General features: G+C 67.7%; 18 protein-coding genes. 13 read left to right on the forward strand and 5 right to left on the reverse strand.

The genetic code is table 11. The features are described from left to right. The first annotated feature begins 109 nt into the window (after positions 1–109). A complete protein-coding gene (locus tag DFR72_RS32045) occupies positions 110–1129 on the forward strand; it encodes an acyltransferase family protein (RefSeq protein ID WP_090068787.1) in 1020 nt (339 codons plus the stop codon). On the opposite strand, the gene DFR72_RS32050 is transcribed toward DFR72_RS32045, so the two are convergent. Both DFR72_RS32050 and DFR72_RS32055 read right to left on the reverse strand, forming a co-directional pair. Further along, positions 1077–4325 (reverse strand): GH92 family glycosyl hydrolase, encoded by a 3249-nt coding sequence (locus DFR72_RS32050; RefSeq protein ID WP_425459924.1) that lies wholly within the window; start codon positions 4323–4325, stop codon positions 1077–1079. The genes DFR72_RS32045 and DFR72_RS32050 overlap by 53 nt on opposite strands. A gap of 50 nt (positions 4326–4375) precedes the next feature. Next, on the reverse strand, positions 4376–4810 hold the full coding sequence (locus tag DFR72_RS32055) for a hypothetical protein (protein WP_143086840.1): 435 nt from the start codon (positions 4808–4810) through the stop codon (positions 4376–4378). Positions 4811–4868: 58 nt separating this feature from the next. On the opposite strand from DFR72_RS32055, the gene DFR72_RS32060 reads away from it, so the two are divergent. The 3 genes from DFR72_RS32060 (at position 4869) to DFR72_RS32070 (ending at position 7119) form a co-directional block, all read left to right on the forward strand. Beyond that, positions 4869–5252 (forward strand): VOC family protein, encoded by a 384-nt coding sequence (locus DFR72_RS32060; RefSeq protein ID WP_090068781.1) that lies wholly within the window; start codon positions 4869–4871, stop codon positions 5250–5252. A gap of 242 nt (positions 5253–5494) precedes the next feature. After that, positions 5495–6577: a chitinase gene (locus DFR72_RS32065; RefSeq protein ID WP_425459925.1), complete on the forward strand. Its 1083-nt coding sequence runs from the start codon at positions 5495–5497 to the stop codon at positions 6575–6577. A 53-nt stretch (positions 6578–6630) separates the two neighbouring features. Then, the gene (locus DFR72_RS32070) at positions 6631–7119 is read left to right on the forward strand and encodes a DinB family protein (RefSeq protein ID WP_090068779.1); all 489 of its coding nucleotides are present in this window, start codon (positions 6631–6633) and stop codon (positions 7117–7119) included. A gap of 4 nt (positions 7120–7123) precedes the next feature. On the opposite strand, the gene DFR72_RS32075 is transcribed toward DFR72_RS32070, so the two are convergent. Further along, complete coding sequence (locus DFR72_RS32075; protein WP_090069138.1) at positions 7124–7369, reverse strand: mycoredoxin; 246 nt, start codon at positions 7367–7369, stop codon at positions 7124–7126. Between the two features lie 327 nt (positions 7370–7696). Between DFR72_RS32075 and DFR72_RS32080 the strand changes: the two genes are divergently transcribed. Together DFR72_RS32080 and DFR72_RS32085 are read left to right on the forward strand one after the other, a co-directional pair. Then, a complete protein-coding gene (locus DFR72_RS32080; RefSeq protein ID WP_090068777.1) occupies positions 7697–8320 on the forward strand; it encodes a DUF4360 domain-containing protein in 624 nt (207 codons plus the stop codon). A gap of 93 nt (positions 8321–8413) precedes the next feature. Further along, positions 8414–9022 (forward strand): DUF4360 domain-containing protein, encoded by a 609-nt coding sequence (locus DFR72_RS32085; protein WP_372511425.1) that lies wholly within the window; start codon positions 8414–8416, stop codon positions 9020–9022. 214 nt (positions 9023–9236) lie between these two features. Here the strand turns inward: DFR72_RS32085 and ilvA are convergent, their stop codons facing one another. After that, positions 9237–10472: a threonine ammonia-lyase IlvA gene (gene ilvA / locus DFR72_RS32090; protein ID WP_090068773.1), complete on the reverse strand. Its 1236-nt coding sequence runs from the start codon at positions 10470–10472 to the stop codon at positions 9237–9239. Positions 10473–10573: 101 nt separating this feature from the next. On the opposite strand from ilvA, the gene DFR72_RS32095 reads away from it, so the two are divergent. Next, a complete protein-coding gene (locus DFR72_RS32095; RefSeq protein WP_143086839.1) occupies positions 10574–11395 on the forward strand; it encodes a lytic polysaccharide monooxygenase auxiliary activity family 9 protein in 822 nt (273 codons plus the stop codon). 84 nt (positions 11396–11479) lie between these two features. Continuing rightward, complete coding sequence (locus tag DFR72_RS32100) at positions 11480–12721, forward strand: ThuA domain-containing protein (protein WP_211335599.1); 1242 nt, start codon at positions 11480–11482, stop codon at positions 12719–12721. A 12-nt stretch (positions 12722–12733) separates the two neighbouring features. Here DFR72_RS32100 and DFR72_RS32105 read toward each other — a convergent pair whose 3' ends face one another. Then, a complete protein-coding gene (locus DFR72_RS32105) occupies positions 12734–13123 on the reverse strand; it encodes a hypothetical protein (RefSeq protein ID WP_090068767.1) in 390 nt (129 codons plus the stop codon). Between the two features lie 142 nt (positions 13124–13265). Between DFR72_RS32105 and DFR72_RS32110 the strand changes: the two genes are divergently transcribed. From DFR72_RS32110 to DFR72_RS32130, 5 genes are read left to right on the forward strand one after another with little or no spacing between them, the layout of a single operon-like run. Further along, positions 13266–13703, forward strand: coding sequence for a helix-turn-helix domain-containing protein (locus DFR72_RS32110; RefSeq protein WP_090068765.1), 438 nt, complete (start codon positions 13266–13268; stop codon positions 13701–13703). Positions 13704–13706: 3 nt separating this feature from the next. Next, on the forward strand, positions 13707–14219 hold the full coding sequence (locus DFR72_RS32115; RefSeq protein ID WP_090068763.1) for an ImmA/IrrE family metallo-endopeptidase: 513 nt from the start codon (positions 13707–13709) through the stop codon (positions 14217–14219). Continuing rightward, a complete protein-coding gene (locus tag DFR72_RS32120; protein ID WP_090068761.1) occupies positions 14219–15328 on the forward strand; it encodes an MAB_1171c family putative transporter in 1110 nt (369 codons plus the stop codon). The genes DFR72_RS32115 and DFR72_RS32120 overlap by 1 nt, the downstream gene beginning before the upstream one ends. 15 nt (positions 15329–15343) lie before the next feature. Then, positions 15344–16411, forward strand: a complete 1068-nt coding sequence (locus DFR72_RS32125) for an ATP-dependent DNA ligase (RefSeq protein WP_090068759.1) — start codon at positions 15344–15346, stop codon at positions 16409–16411. Then, positions 16408–17007 (forward strand): YigZ family protein, encoded by a 600-nt coding sequence (locus DFR72_RS32130; RefSeq protein ID WP_090068757.1) that lies wholly within the window; start codon positions 16408–16410, stop codon positions 17005–17007. The genes DFR72_RS32125 and DFR72_RS32130 overlap by 4 nt, the downstream gene beginning before the upstream one ends. Positions 17008–17013 lie beyond the last annotated feature (6 nt).

Genomic DNA, 17013 nt, shown 5'->3' on the forward strand with positions numbered 1-17013 from the left:
ACTATTCCACAGCCGCGGAGAATTCTGTAACAATGGCGTTCACGAGCGCGAGTCCACGATCGTGGAGAACCGGGGAACGAGACTGGAGCGATTACCGTCGCTGACCGGGATGAGATTCATCGCGGCGTTCATCGTGTTCGGGTTCCACATCAACGCGGCCGGTCTCTGGCCGTATCTGGACGTGCCGTTCCGTCAAGGCGCGACCGGGGTGAGTTTCTTCTTCATCCTGTCCGGATTCGTGCTCACCTGGTCCGCACGGCCGGGCACCGCGCCGACGACCGTCTGGCGGCGCCGGGCGGCGAAGATCTTCCCCAATCACGTCGCGACCTGGCTCGTCGTGCTGGTCGCGGCCGCCGCGGTGACCCCCGCGACGGCGCTGGCGAACCTGTCGCTGGTCCAGGCGTGGTTTCCGGGCGAGAGCGTCTACTTCAGCCTGAACACTCCCGCGTGGTCGTTGTCGTGCGAATTGGCTTTCTACCTCGCTTTCCCATTGCTCATCAAGTGGCAGATGCGCAGACCGTGGTTGGTCGCGTCGGCGACAACGATTGCGATCATGACCGTTCCGGCAATTGCACTAACCATGCCAGGCCCGCTCGAATACTGGTTCGTGTTCGTCTTCCCGCCGGTACGCGCACTCGAGTTCATCCTGGGAATGGCAATGGCCCGAGTGGTGCAACAAGGGAAGTGGATCGGAGTAGGGCTCTGGCCCGCGACCGCGTTGTTCGTCGTCGCGTACGTCGGCTCCTGGTACCTGCCGGCGTCGTTCCCGTACGTCGCGGGCACCGTCGTCCCGCTGGCGCTGCTGATCCCGGCCGCCGCCGTGGCCGACCTCACCGGCAGGTCCTCTCCGTGGCGCTCGAAGTGGATGGTGTGGCTGGGCACCGTGTCGTTCGCGTTCTACATGGTCCACCAGATCGTCATCCGGGTGAGCGAGAAGTTCCTCGACGTGCACGCGTTCCCGCTGGCCGCGGCGCTCGGGATGTTCGTGGTGTCGATGCTCGGGGCGTGGCTGCTGTACCGGCTGGTCGAGGTGCCCGCGGAACGGCTCATCAAGGGGGCACCCCGACCAGCGCTGGTCACGCCAGCGTCAGCGCGTACAGCTCCACCCGCGGATCGTCGGGCAGCGTGACCGAACGGACGGTCTTGGTGGCGTCCAGCCTCAGCGACTGGCCGAACAGCCGGACCGGCGGCCCGTCGACGCCCTGGCCCGCCTTGATGCGGTGCGGCATCTCCAGCACGGTCGGGCCGCCACCCGCCCAGTCCGAGATGGACGCCGAGACCTCGGCCGAGGTGCCGTCGGTGTACCAGACGGTGAAGCCGGCCGACACGGGTCCGTTGTGCGACGAGCCCACGACGTGCAGCCACGAGAACTGGCCACTGGGCAGCAGGAGCGCCTGCCCGTGCGCCTCCACGAAGTTCGGCGCCGTGCCGGTGGGGTCAGGCGCCTGGTAGGTGATGCCGCCCCACGTCACGGGGCCGGCCGGCGGCAGCAGTGCCGCGTCGTAGCTCCAGCCGCCACCGTCGAAGTCGCCCGAGGCGGAGTCGGCGACCGTGGCCGTACCGTCGTGGTTCAGCTCCGGCGTCACGTCCACCGAACACGACGAGAACGCGCACACAGCCGCCGGTTTGACCTCGACGACGGCCTTCAGCGTCACCGACTCGACCTGCACCGACACCTCGTACGAGCCCGCGGCCACACCGGCGGGCACCGACAGTGTCAACGGCACCGTCCTCTGCGTCGGCAGGTGCCGCGACACGATCACGAACGGCTTGGCGCCGCTCACCTTCCAGCCGGCCGGAGCGGTGACGACGGGCCGCACGGACGTGGCGCCGGGCGACTGCGCCAGCACGTCGAGCTGCAACGTCAGCGACTGCGCCGAGTCCGACGTCGGCACCACGATCTCGGAGTTGCGCAACGACGCCGACAACGCACGACGCGAGTCCTCGTTGCCGTCGTTCAGCGACGGCGGCTCGTCCCCGCGCCCCGTGCCCCACGACGAGGGCTTCGACGACACCTCGTGCGTCAGATTTCCGCCGCGCTGCAACGACGTCCAGGACAACCAGGTCTTGCGGACGTCACGGCCGCCGAACGACACGCTCTTGATGTACCGGTTGGTGTCCGACACACCTCGTGCCGAGACGTTCAGCGTCCCGCCCTGCGAGCCGTACTGTCCGATTCGGACGGTCGCCGACTCGAACTGCGGCGAGGACAACGCCAGGAAGTCCGCGCCGTTGAACGTCGGGTAGATGCCCAGCGACGAGAAGACGTACCAGGCCGACATCGTGCCCAGGTCGTCGTTGCCGGTCATGCCGTCCGGGCCGGTCGTGAACAACGTCATCGCCGCCCGCACGACCGTCGCGGTCTTCGACGGCGTGCCCGACCACAGGTACATGTAGGGCGCGAGCAGGTCGGGTTCGTTGTTCGGGTTGTAGGTCGGCTTGCCGTAGTAGTCGTACGGCTCGGTGATCCAGTCCTGCCGCGCGGTGCCGGCCGGGTCGATCAGCAGCTTGTCGTAGGCGAAGAACGAGTCGAGCCGCTTCTCCGTCTCGCGACGACCGCCCATCAGCGACACGAGTCCGGCGGGGTCCTGCGGCACGAGCCACTGGTACTGGTAGGCGCCGCCCTCGTGGAACTGGTGCGACGCGTCGACCGGGTTGTACGGCGTCAGCCACGTGCCGGCGGCGGTGCGCGGCCGGAACTGGCCGATCGAGGAGTCCCACAGGTTGCGGTACCACTGGCCCCGGTCGGCGAACAGGCGCGCGTCGGCCTTCTTGCCCAGCCCCTTGGCCATCAGCGCCAGCGACGCGTCCGCCGCCGAGTACTCCAGCGTCGCGGACGCCGGGTGCACGCAGTCGTTGTCGCCGCCCTTGTGCGCGCAGTCCTTGCCCAGCTCCAGGCCGGACGGGATGTACCCGCGATCGGCGTAGTAGGTGACACCGGAGCGTCCGTTGTAGGGCGACTCCGCCGGAGGCAGCGACGTGGCGTTGGCACGCAACAGCTCGTACGTCTCCTCCTCGTACCCCTTCAGCAAGCCCTTGGACCAGGCCTCGACGAGGAACGGCGTCACCGGGTCGCCGGTCATGATGTTGGTCTCGGACGACGCCAGTGCCCAGCGCGGCAGCCATCCGCCGTCCCGCCCACTGGCCACGACGGACAGTGCGACGTCACGGGCGACCTTGGGTTCCAGGATCTGCAGCAACTGGTTCTGCGGCCGGTACGTGTCCCACAGCGAGAAGTTCTGGTACGGCGTGTAACCCGTTGCCGTGCGCACCTTCCCGTCGAAGCCCATGTACTTGCCGTCGACGTCGCCGGCGAGGTTCGGGTGCAGCACCGAGTGGTAGAGCGCGGTGTAGAACGCGACCTGCCGGTCTCGAGGCCCCCCGGACACCCGCACGGCGTCCAGCTGCTTCTTCCACACGTCCTTGGCGGCCGTCACCGCGGCGTCGAAGTCGTGGGTGGGAGCCTCCGCCGCGAGGTTCTTCCGCGCGCCCTCGATGCCGGTGTACGACAGGCCGAGCTTCAGCACGACGTCACGGTCGGCGGTCGCGTCGAACGTGGCCCACGCGCCGTTCCCACCGGTTCCGGCGGCGTCGCGGACGCCCGGCGTGGGAACGCTCCCGCGCCACGCGCCGAAGGACGCGAACGGGCGGTCGAACGTGGCCGTGAAGTACACGGTGTGCTCGTCCTTGCCCGCGCAGAACCGGCCGTTGCGCACCCGGCCCTCGATGGTTCTGTCGCCGACGACGTGGATCTCCGAGTCCAGCACCGTCTGGTTCGACCGACCGGTGTTGAACAGGACGTTCGCCGCGCCGGAGGACGGGAACGTGTAGCGCTGCCAGCCGGTCCGCTGCGTCGCCGTGAGCTCGGCGTTCACCCCGTAGCGAGGCAGCCCGACGCGGTAGTAGCCGGGCTGCGCCGCTTCGTCCGAATGGCTGAAGTCAGACTTGTAGGCGTTGATGTCAACGTTGTCAACAGACCCGACCGTCGGCATCACCGGCAGCTCGCCCATGACGCCGCAGCCCACGCCCGACAGGTGTGTCTGCGAGAAGCCGTAGATGGAGGTGGCCTTGTAGTCGTACCCGCCCTGACCTCCCGTGTCAGGGCTGACCTGCACCATTCCGAACGGCACCGAGGCACCGGGGAAGGTGTTGCCGAAGTTCTGCGTACCCACGAAGGGGTTCACCAGGGACGAAGGGTCTTCCTCCGCCTGAGCCGCTTGCGCAGGGACTGTCAACCCCAGTAACAGTCCGACTACAACCAGTGTCCGCATGGAAGGCAGTATTGCTCGATCATCGCCGCCCCGACACCCGTCGGAGGCGGCGATGTTCGCTTTGGCCGCGTTGTTGCCGCTTCTTGTCTCGTTTTGTCCAGGGACTAGCAGCGCTTGGTGGAGAACGCGGTGAAGTTGTCGTCCTGCTGGACGTTGATCATGCCGTAGGCGGCGGTGCACTGGGACAGGGTGGAGGCCGGCTTGCCCCACAGCTCGACGGGGGCGAACTGGCTGCTGTTGCCGCCCTTGTAGGAGTCCGGCGTGCTGTCGCCGGCGCTACCGTAAACGGCGATCGCGGTCTGCGTGCCCCAGTAACGACCGGTGGCGCGGAAGCTCTCCCAGACGTAGACGTAGGAGTAGTTCGAGCCGCACCCGGCGAACTGCTTCACGGACGCGATGTTGTTGCCGCGCCACTTGACGTATCCGGTCGACCCGATCTGCGCGGCACTCGCGCACCCCGGCGGCGTCTCGGCGGTGGCCACGCCGGGGAACACGAAACCGAGCAGCACGAACGCGATGCCGATGATTGCCCTCTTCATGCGGTTGATCATCGTCGTTCCCGCTGACAACTCGCTGACACGCGAGTAAGCAGGAACCATGCCCGTACAGCTCAACCACACCATCGTCCACGTCAGCGACCAGAACCACTCCGCCCGCTTCCTCACCGAGTTGCTCGGCCTGCCCGATCCGGTGCGCTACGGACCGTTCCTCGTCGTCGAGGTCGCGAACGGCGTCTCGCTCGACTACATGACCGCGCAGGGCCCGATCACCGAGCAGCACTACGCGTTCCTCGTGACCGAGGAGGAGTTCGACCAGATCTTCGGCCGCATCCAGGAACGCGGCCTCGACTACTGGGCCGACCCGTTCCACTCGCAGGCGCAGCAGATCAACCGCAACGACGGCGGCCGCGGCGTCTACTGGAACGATCCGGACGGCCGCGCACTGGAGATCATCACCCGCCCGTACGGGTCCGGCGCCTGACGAACCGGTTCACGTACCCAGCAAGGTGCAGACCATCTCTTGTGCCCGGAGTCCACTGCCTGCCAATGTGAGAGCGGTACCACGGCAGGCGACCACCTCACCCGGCGTCGCAACGGGAACACACCCGCACCACCCGTGACGAAAAAGGTCTAGACCCTTGACTGGTCTGGACCAGTGATGCCATCTTCAGCATTGTTCACATCCCTGATCCTCCGGGCGCAAGACTCCAGGAGTGAGTGACCTTGCTGAGAAAACGAATTCTGGCGTCTCTTGCGGCGGTGGCGATGGCGGCGACCATGGCCGTCCTCGCCCCGACCGCGTCATCACAGGCCGAAGTGTCCGCACAGGCCTGTTCGTTCACCAACTGGACAGCGGGCACGTGGTACCCCGTCGGTTCGATCGTGAAGTACACCAACGGTCAGTACTACCGCGCCAAGAACGAGAACCCGGGCTACGACCCGATCATCTCCACCTGGTTCTGGGAGCCGACGAGCTGTGACGGCGGCACCCCCGGCGGTGGCACCTGCGCCAACGTCCCGAACTGGGCGGCAGGCACGTGGTACCCCGTCGGTTCGATCGTGAAGTACACCAACGGTCAGTACTACCGCGCCAAGAACGAGAACCCGGGCTACGACCCGATCATCTCCACCTGGTACTGGGAGCCGCACTCCTGCAACGGCGGCGGCGACCCCGGCGGCAACCCCGGTGACTTCATCATCAGCGAGGCCCAGTTCGACCAGATGTTCCCGCGGTCGTCCCGCAACAGCTTCTACACCTTCCAGGGCTTCGTCGACGCCGCGCGCATGCACTCCGCGTTCGCCGGAACCGGCAGCGACACGGTGAGGAAGCAGGAGATCGCGGCGTTCCTCGCGAACGCCTCGCACGAGACCGGTGGCCTCGTCCACATCGAAGAGATCAACAAGAACAACGACCTCTGCGATGAGAGCCAGTCCTACGGCTGCCCGGCCGGTACCTACGCCTACTACGGCCGCGGTCCGATCCAGCTGTCGTGGAACTTCAACTACAAGGCGGCCGGCGACTACCTGAATCTCGACCTGTTGCGGAACCCGTACCAGGTGGCGCAGAACTCCACGACCGCGTGGCGGACGGCGATCTGGTACTGGATGACCCAGAACGGACCCGGCAGCATGACGGCGCACAACGCGATGGTCAACAGTGCCGGATTCGGCCAGACCATCCGCAGCATCAACGGTTCGCTGGAATGCGACGGCCGCAACCCGGCGCAGGTCCAGAGCCGCGTCTCGAAGTACCAGCAGATCACCGGGATCATCGGTGTGAACCCCGGCGGCAACCTCTACTGCTAGTGGTTGCCCTGACTAGGACTTGAGTGGTCCTAGTTCGGTCGTAGCTTCAATTCATGACCATGGAGCTCAACGATCTGCTGCACGAACTGAACGATCAGCGCAGGACGTTCCGCGTCACGATGAGAGGCTTGTCGGAGGCGGACGCCAAGAAGCGCACGACGGTCAGCGAGCTCACGCTGGGTGGGTTGCTCAAGCACCTCACCTGGTGTGAGCGCGGCTGGACCCACATCCTGACCGAGCAGCCCCTGCCCCCACCGGGAATGCTGGACTTCGACCAGTACACCTGGACGGGCGACGACTTCGGCGAACTGCTCGCGTCGTACGACGAGGCGGTGCGCACGACCGATGAGGCCGTGCGCACCGCCTCGCTCGACAAACTCGTGCCGCTGCCTTCCGCGCCCTGGGACCAGGACCCGCAGCCCATGTCGATCCGGCGGATCGTGCTGCACCTGATCCGGGAGACCGCGCAGCACGCGGGCCACGCGGACATCCTGCGCGAGACGCTCGACGGTCAGTCGACCACGGCGTTCCTGTACGAGTAGCCCCTCAGGCCGCGAGCTGTTCCTTCACCTGGGCCAGCGACGGGTTGGTGAGCGCCGCGCCGTTCGGGAAGTGCACCGTGGGCACCGTGCGGTTGCCGCCGTTCACCTCCATCACGAAGTCCGCCGCGCCCGGCGTCTCCTCGATGTTGATCTCGACGTACTCGATGCCTTCGCGGTCGAGCGAGCTTTTCAGGATCCGGCAGTAGCCGCACCACGAGGTCGAGTAGACGGTCAGCTGGTCGGGAGCCATCAGGCGCACTCCTCATGGGGTTCGGACGAGGTCGTCAGTATCAACGCTGGACGAGGGGTGCTTCTTCCCGGGCCGGGGAGAGGCACCCCTCACTCGTCCGGAGCAGCCGGTGGCGATCGTCAGACAATCGTCAGGTCAATTCAGCACACCGTGGGTGAGCATAGTTCGCGCACGGCCGAAGATTTCGTCCGTGCAATTGGTCGTGCATTCGTGAATTCGCTCCCGGCGAATGTAGTCACCCAATCGGCGGCCCGTCACCACACAGGGTTTCCGATATCGTCTGAAATCCGCCGCCGCTACCGAAGTTCATGTTTAGAAAGGCTGGCCATGCTGAAAACGGTGGCGGCTGCTGCCCTCGCGCTGTCCGCGGTCCTGACCGCGCCGGCCGCCCACGCAGCATCCGATGTTCCTGATTTCGTGACGATCGACGTGGTCACCGTGAACGGTTCCGGCTGTCCCGCCGGCACCGCGGCCGTCGCGGCCGGGGACGACCGCACGGCGTTCACGGTGACATACAGCCAGTACCTCGCGCAGGCCGGACAGGGCTCCGGCCCGACCGACTTCCGCAAGAACTGCCAGCTCAACATCAGAGTGAGCTACCCGCAGGGCTTCACGTTCGGCATCGCCCAGGCGGACTACCGCGGATTCGCCAACCTGCAGCAGGGCGCCACGGGCACGGAGAAGGGCAGCTACTACTTCCAGGGCATGTCGCAGGGTGCGAGCCGCACCCACACGTTCGCCGGCCCGAAGAGCGACAACTGGCAGGCCACCGACCGCGCGACGGTCTCGGAAATCATCTACGCGCCGTGCGGAGAAGTCCGGCACCTGAACATCAACACCGAACTGCGCGTGAACGCGGGAACCGCGTCGAAGGCGAACAGCTTCATGACGATGGATTCCACGGACAGCAGCGTGAGCACGAAGTACCAGTTCTCCTGGAAGCGCTGCTGACCCAGGCACCGATCGCCGCCGCCCGTTCGTTTTGTTGAAGTCCAGACGGAAAGGTGCCCCATGCTCAACACACTGGCCGCGGCCGCGCTCGCGATGTCGACGATCATCATTCCGCCCGGCGGCGCCCCCGGCGACACCCCGCCCCCGGAGAACATCACCATCGACGTCGTGACCATCAACGGCTCTGGCTGCCGGGCGGGAACGGCCGCGGTCGCCGTCAGCCCGGACAACAAGGCGTTCACCGTCACCTACAGCGAGTTCATGGCGCAGGTCGGCCCCCAGGCCCTGCCCACCGACTTCCGCAAGAACTGCCAGCTGAACCTGCGCGTCAACGTGCCGTCCGGCTTCACCTACGGCATCGCGTCCACCGACTACCGCGGCTTCGCGCACCTGGAACGCGGCGCCACGGCCCTGGAGAAGGCCAACTACTACTTCCAGGGCATGTCGCAGACCGAGTACAAGCAGCACAACTACAAGGGCCCGTTCAGCGACGACTGGCAGGCGACGGACACGACCGACGTGGCCGCCATCGTCTACCACCCGTGCGGCGAGAAGCGGAACTTCAACATCAACACGGAGCTCCGCGTCATGGCGGGCACGTCCGACAAGAAGCTCACCAGCTTCATCGCGATGGACTCGACCGACGGATCCATCGAGACGACCTACCACTTCGCGTGGAAGGTCTGTCCTCCCAGGCCGTAGTACCCGCTAGGTGCCGGGCATCCCGCGAACGGGGTGCCCGGCACGCATCCGGATCGGCTCCGGCGCCGCCTAGTGCGGTGGCCACCAACCTCTACCTGGTATTTCGCCGGTCAGACGGGTGCATCGCGGTGCCGTCCCCGCGTTCCGGGTACTGGACGCCGCGAGGCGCCCTGCTGAGCGCCGGAAGACCCGGTGGAGGTTCGTGGTCACCGCACTAGATCAGGAACCGGTACGCCGTGGACCCCGGCTCCACGTGCTGGATCTTGAGCGGGGACTCCTTCATCCGCCCCCACAGCAGGTCGTAGTCCTCACGCCGCCCCAGCTCGATGCACACCAGTGCGGCGCCGGTCTCCCGGTTGTCCCGCTTCATGTACTCGAACTGCACGATGTCGTCGTCCTTGCCGAGCACGTCGTCGAGGAACCGCCGCAGCGCACCGGGCTCCTGCGGGAACTCGACGAGGAACCAGTGCTTCAGGCCTCGGTGGATCATCGAACGCTCGACGATCTCGGCGTAGCGCGACACGTCGTTGTTGCCGCCGGACAGCAGGCAGACGACGGTCGAGTCCGGCGCGACGGAGATCTCCTCCAGCAGTGCGGCGGAGGCCAGGGCGCCCGCGGGCTCGGCGATGATGCCGTCGATCTGGTACAGCTCCAGCATCTCCGTGCAGACCGCGCCCTCGGACACCGTGAGCAGTTCCGCGCCGCTGTCGCGCACCATCGGGAACGTCACGTCGCCGGCGCGGCGGACCGCGGCGCCGTCGACGAACGAGTCGACCTCGGGCAGCGTCACCGGGCCGCCTGCCTGGATGGCGGCGATCATGCTCGCGGCACCGGCCGGCTCGACACCGATGATGCGGGTGCGCGGGAAGCGTTCCTTGAACCACGTGCCGACGCCGGAGAGCAGGCCGCCGCCGCCGATGGGCACCACGACCACGTCGGGGGCGCCGCCGAGCTGCTGGACGATCTCCAGGCCGACGGTGCCCTGGCCCGCGACCGTGCGGGGGTCGTCGAAGGCCGGGACCAGGGTCGCGCCCGTGCTCTGCGCGTACTCCTTGGCCAGCGCGGCCGCGTCGTCGTAGGTGTCGCCGTCCACGACCAGCTGCACCATGCCCTGGCCCAGGGCGTGGATGCGGTCGCGCTTCTGGCGCGGGGTGGTCCGCGGGACGTGCACGCGGCCCTCGATGCCCAGGCGGCGGCAGGCGTACGCCATGCCCTGGCCGTGGTTGCCGGCCGAGGCGCAGACCGCGCCGCCGAACGCGAACTCGGTCTGGCACAGCAGGTTGAACGCGCCTCGCAGCTTGTACGAGCGGCCTACCTGGAGGTCCTCGCGTTTGAACCACACGCGCGCGCCGGTCTTCTCGGACAACCGCTGGTTGACCTCCAGCGGCGTCGTGCGTGCGACACCACCGAGCCGGGCTGCGGCCGCGGACACCTCATCAGCGAAGGACATGTCAATACATCTTCCGTGAACGACTTGGGTCTGGCACGCGTACCCCTAGAAGGACAGGGGAGGTACCTGTGTTTCGCCTTTTGGGCGTGCTATCGCTGCTCATGATGCTCTCTGTGGTTCCCGCGCACGCCCATGGCGCGCCGACCGACCCCGCGAGCAGGGCTTTCCTGTGTTCGCCAGGTCAGCCCACAGCATCATCCCCGCCTTGCCGCAGCGCCATCGCGGCGGGGCTGCCGTCCAAGGAGTGGGACAACATCCGGCTCCCGAACGTGCGCGGCCAGGACGCGCAGAAGGTTCCGGACGGCGCGCTGTGCAGCGCGGGCCTCGCGAGGTACGGCGGGCTGGACCTGCCGTCCGCCGACTGGCCGGCGACGAAGCTGAAGAGCACGGACTTCACGTACAAGGCGACGATTCCGCACCAGGGCTCGTTCCGGTTCTACGTGACGCGCGACGGCTACGCGCCGAACCGGCCGTTGCGGTGGGCGGACCTGGACCAGTTCCTGAACGTGCCCTCTCCCCCGCTCGTCAACGGCTCCTACGAGTTCAAGGTGCAGCTGCCGAAGAACCGCACCGGGCGCCACCTGATCTACACGGTCTGGCAGAACACGGACACGCCCGACACCTACTACTCGTGCACGGACGTGGAGATCGCGGCGCTCGCGAAGCCCGCACCGCCGACGGCCCAGCCCGCACCCGTCGCCGCCGCGCCACCTGCGCAAGCGCCGGTCCGCAGCAGCTCCGCGGCACCGTCGGCCAAGCCGTCCACGCCGAGCTCGAGCATCCCGCGACCCGTTCCCGTTGCGTCGAGCGCCGAACAACCTCCTTCGAGCGCAACGAGGTTCGGGATGTCGGTGGTGGTGGCCGCCCTGGGTGGCCTCGCCGTGCTCGGCGGGTTCCTGTTGTGGCGCAGAAGAATTCTGTGAACGTCCCGGTCCCCAACAGGTCTAGACCTTCTCTACGATGATCTTCGGGCGCGCAACCCCTGATACACGAAGGTGTGTACCCGAATGGCTCGAAAACTGTTGGCGTTGCTGGCAATGCTCGCCGCCACGCTCGTCCCGGTCTCTGGTGCGGCGACGAGCACGGCACAGGCGGCTCCGTTCAAAGTCCTCGCTTTCTACAACGGGACCTGGGACGCGGCGCACATCGCGTTCGTCAACGAGGCGAACCCCTGGCTCACCCGTGCGGGCCAGGAGAACGGCTTCACCTACGAGTCGACCCGTGACTGGAACCGGCTCAACACGCTCACCCCGGCCCAGGCGCAGGTCGTGGTCTTCCTCGACGACGCGCCCACCGGGGCCGCGGCACGCACCGGTTTCCAGCGCTACGTCGAGGCCGGTGGCGGGTTCTTCGGCTTCCACGTCAGCGCGTTCACCCAGAACGCGAACGAGTGGCCGTGGTACCACAACACGTTCCTGGCGAAGGGCAACTTCGTCAGCAACACGTGGGGCCCGACCACCGCGGTGCTGAAGGTCGAGACCCGCACGCACCCCTCGACGCTGCGCCTGCCGGAGAAGTTCACGTCGGCGGTCAGCGAGTGGTACAGCTGGGACCGCGACCTGCGGCAGAACCCGGACATCCAGGTCCTGGCGAGCGTCGACCCGTCGAGCTTCCCGCTCGGCACCGACCCGAACCAGACGTGGCGCAGCGGCTACTACCCGATCATGTGGACCAACGACAACTACAAGATGATCTACGCGAACTTCGGTCACAACGCCATGGACTACGCGGCGAACCGGCCGCTGTCGTCCACGTTCGCGAGCGCCACCCAGAACAACTTCCTCGTCGACAGCCTGCTGTGGCTGGGCGGTGGCGGCACCCCGCCGCCGCAGGGCGAGTGGAAGACGGTCGTCAACCGCGGCAACGGCAAGTGCGTCGACGCCGCCGCCGCAGGTCTGAACAACGGCACCGTCATCCAGCAATACGCGTGCAACGGCACCACGGCGCAGAACTTCCGCGCGGTGGCGACGACCGACGGCTACTCCCGCGTCGAGTACCGCAACGACTCGACCAAGGTGCTGGACGTGAGCAACGTGTCCAGCGCCGACAACGCCGGGATCCACCTCTGGACCTACGGCGGCGGCACCAACCAGCAGTGGCGGGTGACCACGGGCGCGGACGGCTACTCGACGATCACGGCCAGGCACTCGAACAAGTGCCTGTCGGCGCCGGCCAGCTCCGCCGACGGCGTCCAGCTGGTGCAGGCGACCTGCAACGGGTCGGCGGCGCAGAGCTTCAAGATCGGCTGATCGGCTGATCGGCTAGGAGGACCGTGAGCGGTTCTGGCCGTCGAGGCGGCCGGGACCGCTCACGACCACCCGTTGCCCCGGCGCCGGGTCGGCCGGGTGCGCCGCCCCGAGGAACCCGTACATGTCGTTGAGCTGGTGCAGGGCCTGCACCGCGTCCCGCCACACCGGGCAGGGCCACGCGCGGTGCCGCCCGTACCAGGCGCGGCACGACTTGCACCGGTTCCGCTCGTTCGGCTCGTGCATCCGCAGCAGTCCCCGCCACCACGGCAGGGCGTCGCGAAGCTGCTCGCGCAGTTCGAAGACCTGGTGAGGCGAGTCGGTCCGCGCGAGCTGGTCCATGGTCTTGTAGACGACGTCGATCACCGAGCGGTGGAACGACCCCTGTCGTTCAGCAAGCGCCATCTCCCAGATCCTCCGAAGTTGAGACAGGCACGGTCGTGAGTCTATGTTGGCCATTGGAGGGCTTTCAACTGGTGAAAATCCACTCACCCAGATAGCCCTTTCCATGAGTGGAGACGCTCACTGCGCGCGACGGGGAGGCGGCATGGCGGGGGAACGGTCCCTGGCTGACAAGCTCAACCACCTCTTCGCCCGGCAGACCGCCAGGTCAGGCCAGGAGTACAGCAACGAACAGGTCGCGGCGGCCATCGCCGAGACCGGCGTGACCATCTCCCAGAGCTACATCTGGCAGCTGCGCAAGGCCAAGAAGGACAACCCGACGTTCAAGCACCTGCAGGCACTGGCAGGCTTCTTCGGTGTGCCCGTGAGCTACTTCTTCGACGACGAGGTCACCGACCGGGTCGACGAGCAGCTGAAGTCGTTGCAGGACGAGCAGTCACGCCTCAACGAGATCGCCTCGGGCAGCGACGCGCAGCTCATGGCGATGCGCGCGGGGGAACTGTCACCGGACCGCCGCCGCCTGGTCATGGAACTGCTCGACGTGGTCTACCGACAGGAACAGGCCGAGCGCGGCGAAGGATGACTCGTGGCCGAACGAGATTTGCGCAAGCGGTGCCGCCGCCTGCTGAACGAGCTGGACATCCAGCCGCCGCTCGACGTCGAGGAGCTCTGCCGCCGCGTCGGTGACCAGAGGGGAAAGCCGATCCGGCTGATCGCGCACCCGATCCCGGTGCCCGGGCCGTACGGCGTGTGGATCGCCACCTCCAAGGCCGACTACATCCTGTACCAGCAGGAGACGTCGAAGGCGCACCAGAACCACATCATCCTGCACGAGCTCGGGCACCTGCTGGCCGGTCACACGAGCGACGAGCAGGACGACGGCCTGCTCTCGGGCCTCTACCCCGACCTCGAACCGGACGCGGTGCGGCGGGCGTTGCGGCGCACCTCCTACGACTCCGACCATGAACGCGAGGCCGAGACGGTCGCGACGATCATCCTGGAGTGGGCGTCGGTGCTGGACAAGGTCGCGCCGCGGGCCTCGGAGGGTCCCGCACGCCGCATGTCGAAGTCGCTCGCGGACCGCCTGGGGTGGTTGTAGTGGAGTACCTCAAGGAAACCCAGGGCATCGTCGCGTTCTCCGCGCTGGCCGTCGTGCTCTACCTGCTGGCGCGCAGGCCTTCCGACCCGCGCCTGCGCAGCGTCACGGTCCTGGTGGCGGGCTGGGCGATCGGCTACCCGTTCGGGCGCTCGGCGTCCGCCGGCCGGTGGTTCCTCGGGCTCGACCCGATGGTCTGCCAGCTGATCCAGCACTCGATGCTGCAGGTCGGCGTGTACGGCCTGATCTGCTTCTTCATCTTCTCCGCGCTCGACGACGCCGGCGCGCGGCGGCAGGCGCTGCTCCAGCTCGCACCGCTCGCGCTGTGCATCAGCGCCATGACGTGGGCGGTGCTCGCGATCCCGGACGACCTGAGGGTGGCGGCGGCGCGCGTGCCGAACTCGCTGGGCGGCGGCCCGACCGGCGTCCTCGCGATCACGGTGTTCTACGCGCTGGGCAACGGCTATCTGCTCTACGGCTTCGCGACGATGTTCGTGTGGGCGCGGCGGTACGCCCGCGGCGCCGAGCCCCGGTTGCGCCGCGGCCTGCTGATCACCTCCACCGGGCTCGCCCTGCTGGTACCCGCCGACGCGATCTTCGTGTCCTCCAACGTCTCGCGCTACTTCGGCGAGCCGCTCCCCCGCTGGCTGCTGACCACCGCCGTGTGGTTCCTGCTGCCCGGCGTGCTCCTGTGCGTTGTCGGCGTGATCTACCCGATCGCCGCGATGCGGTTCGCGGCGACGAGGTTGTGGCTGCGACACCTGCGCGCGTACCACCGGCTCGCTCCACTGTGGACGCTGCTGCACCAGTCGTTCCCCGAGGACGCCCTGCACCGCGTGCCGTCCCGCCGTGACGCGGTGTCGTTGAGAGGCGTGCACCGGCGCTACTACCGGCGCGTGATCGAGTGCCGGGACGGGCTGGTGCGGATCAGCCCGTACGTCGCGGAGACGCCCGGTGAGCTGCCGTTGTCCGAACGGCTGCGGGCGGGGCTCGAGACGCGCAGGTCGGGGGCCGTGACGATGCGGCTGCCCATCGCGCTCGCGATCCCCGAGGACGACGGCATGGACGCCGACGTGCGGGAACTCGAAAAGCTCGCGGCGGCGCTGCGCTGAGCTTATGGTCCCGATGTGGACCTGCCCGTGATGCCGCCGGTGAAGCCGATGCTCGCGAAGTCCGTCCCTTCGCTGCCACGCGGGGACGGACTCTCGTACGAGCCGAAGTGGGACGGCTTCCGTTGCATCGTGTTCCGCGACGGCGACGAGGTGGAGCTGGGGTCGCGCAACGACAAGCCGCTGACCCGGTACTTCCCCGAGGTCGTCGAGCTGCTCCGGCAGGCCCTGCCGCCGCGGTGCGTGGTGGACGGCGAGATCGTGCTGGTCACGCCCGACGGGCTGAGCTTCGACACCCTCCAGCTGCGACTGCACCCGGCGGCGTCGCGAGTTCGCAAGCTCTCCGTCGAGACGCCGGCGAGTTTCGTCGCCTTCGACCTGCTGGCCCTGGGCGACGAGGACGTCACCGGGCTCCCTCTGAGCGAGCGCCGGAAGCTCCTGGAGGGTGCCGTCACCGAGGTCCCCGGCGTCTACCTGACACCGTCCACAGCGGACCCCGACGTGGCGCAGGACTGGTTCACCCGGTTCGAGGGCGCGGGCTTCGACGGCGTGATGGTCAAGGCGTTGGACGGCGTCTACGAGCCGGACAAGCGCGTGATGTTCAAGGTCAAGCACGAGCGCACGGCCGACTGCGTGGTCGCGGGCTACCGGTGGCACAAGGACGGCGAGACGGTCGGGTCACTGGTGCTCGGGCTCTACCGGGACGGCGAGCTGCACAACGTCGGCGTGGCCAGCAGCTTCACCGCGGCGCGGCGGCGCGAGCTGGTCGAGGAGCTGAAGCCGCTGCTGAACCCGGCCGAGCACCCGTGGAGCGCGTGGGCGACGTACGAGGGGCCTGGCATGAACAGCCGGTGGAACCCCGAGAAGCAGCTTCAGGTCGTGCTGCTCGAACCGACGCGCGTGGCCGAGGTGCGGTACGAGCACGTGCAGGGCGGACGGTTCCGACACACCTCACGGCTCGTGCGCTTCCGTGAGGACAAGACGGCCTTGGAGTGCACGTACGAGCAGCTCGAGGAAGTGCCGCCCGCCGAGCTGGACGCCCTGTTCGGTGAAGCCGAGCAGCGCAGGCGCACAATCGAGTCGTGAAGGTGATCAGGCGGGACGGCACGCACGAGATCGAGATCCAGCGGTCGCGGTTCCTGTGCCACGTCGCCCGTGTCACCTCCGACCAGGACGCGTCGGAGTTCTTCGCCCGGATCCGCAAGGAGCACTGGCAGGCCACGCACAACTGCACGGCGTTCCGGACCGCGGACACCCAGCGCTCGTCCGACGACGGCGAACCCGCCGGCACGGCCGGTGTGCCGATGCTGGAGGTGCTGACGCGCCGGGATCTGGTCGACACCGCCGTGGTCGTCACCCGCTACTACGGCGGGATCAAGCTCGGCGCGGGTGGCCTGGTCCGCGCGTACGGACGGGCCGTGTCGGAGGCCATCGACTCGTTGGGCACTCTCACCCGTGAACGGCACGAGAGCGTGCTTCTGGCCGTTGACCACGATCAGGCAGGGAAGCTGGAGAACGCGTTGCGCGCGGCCGGGTACCACGTCGCGGACACCGAGTACGGCCATGACGTCACCTTCACCGTGCTGACGAAGGACCCGGACGACTTCGAGGTCTGGCTCGCCGCGCAGACCGGCGGTTCCGTGACCGCGATCAGGGGCGAGCCGGTGGACCTCGACAGCTAGAACTTC

Origin of the sequence: Lentzea flaviverrucosa, assembly GCF_003350445.1 — a bacterium.
Classification (GTDB): domain Bacteria; phylum Actinomycetota; class Actinomycetes; order Mycobacteriales; family Pseudonocardiaceae; genus Lentzea; species Lentzea californiensis.

Coding starts and splice junctions, on each gene's coding strand:
- DFR72_RS32045 (WP_090068787.1), top strand. CDS start 110: ATGAGATTCATCGCGGCGTTCATCGTGTTCGGGTTCCACATCAACGCG.
- DFR72_RS32055 (WP_143086840.1), bottom strand. CDS start 4,810: ATGAAGAGGGCAATCATCGGCATCGCGTTCGTGCTGCTCGGTTTCGTG.
- DFR72_RS32060 (WP_090068781.1), top strand. CDS start 4,869: ATGCCCGTACAGCTCAACCACACCATCGTCCACGTCAGCGACCAGAAC.
- DFR72_RS32070 (WP_090068779.1), top strand. CDS start 6,631: ATGACCATGGAGCTCAACGATCTGCTGCACGAACTGAACGATCAGCGC.
- DFR72_RS32075 (WP_090069138.1), bottom strand. CDS start 7,369: ATGGCTCCCGACCAGCTGACCGTCTACTCGACCTCGTGGTGCGGCTAC.
- DFR72_RS32080 (WP_090068777.1), top strand. CDS start 7,697: ATGCTGAAAACGGTGGCGGCTGCTGCCCTCGCGCTGTCCGCGGTCCTG.
- DFR72_RS32085 (WP_372511425.1), top strand. CDS start 8,414: ATGTCGACGATCATCATTCCGCCCGGCGGCGCCCCCGGCGACACCCCG.
- ilvA (WP_090068773.1), bottom strand. CDS start 10,472: ATGTCCTTCGCTGATGAGGTGTCCGCGGCCGCAGCCCGGCTCGGTGGT.
- DFR72_RS32095 (WP_143086839.1), top strand. CDS start 10,574: ATGATGCTCTCTGTGGTTCCCGCGCACGCCCATGGCGCGCCGACCGAC.
- DFR72_RS32100 (WP_211335599.1), top strand. CDS start 11,480: ATGGCTCGAAAACTGTTGGCGTTGCTGGCAATGCTCGCCGCCACGCTC.
- DFR72_RS32105 (WP_090068767.1), bottom strand. CDS start 13,123: ATGGCGCTTGCTGAACGACAGGGGTCGTTCCACCGCTCGGTGATCGAC.
- DFR72_RS32110 (WP_090068765.1), top strand. CDS start 13,266: ATGGCGGGGGAACGGTCCCTGGCTGACAAGCTCAACCACCTCTTCGCC.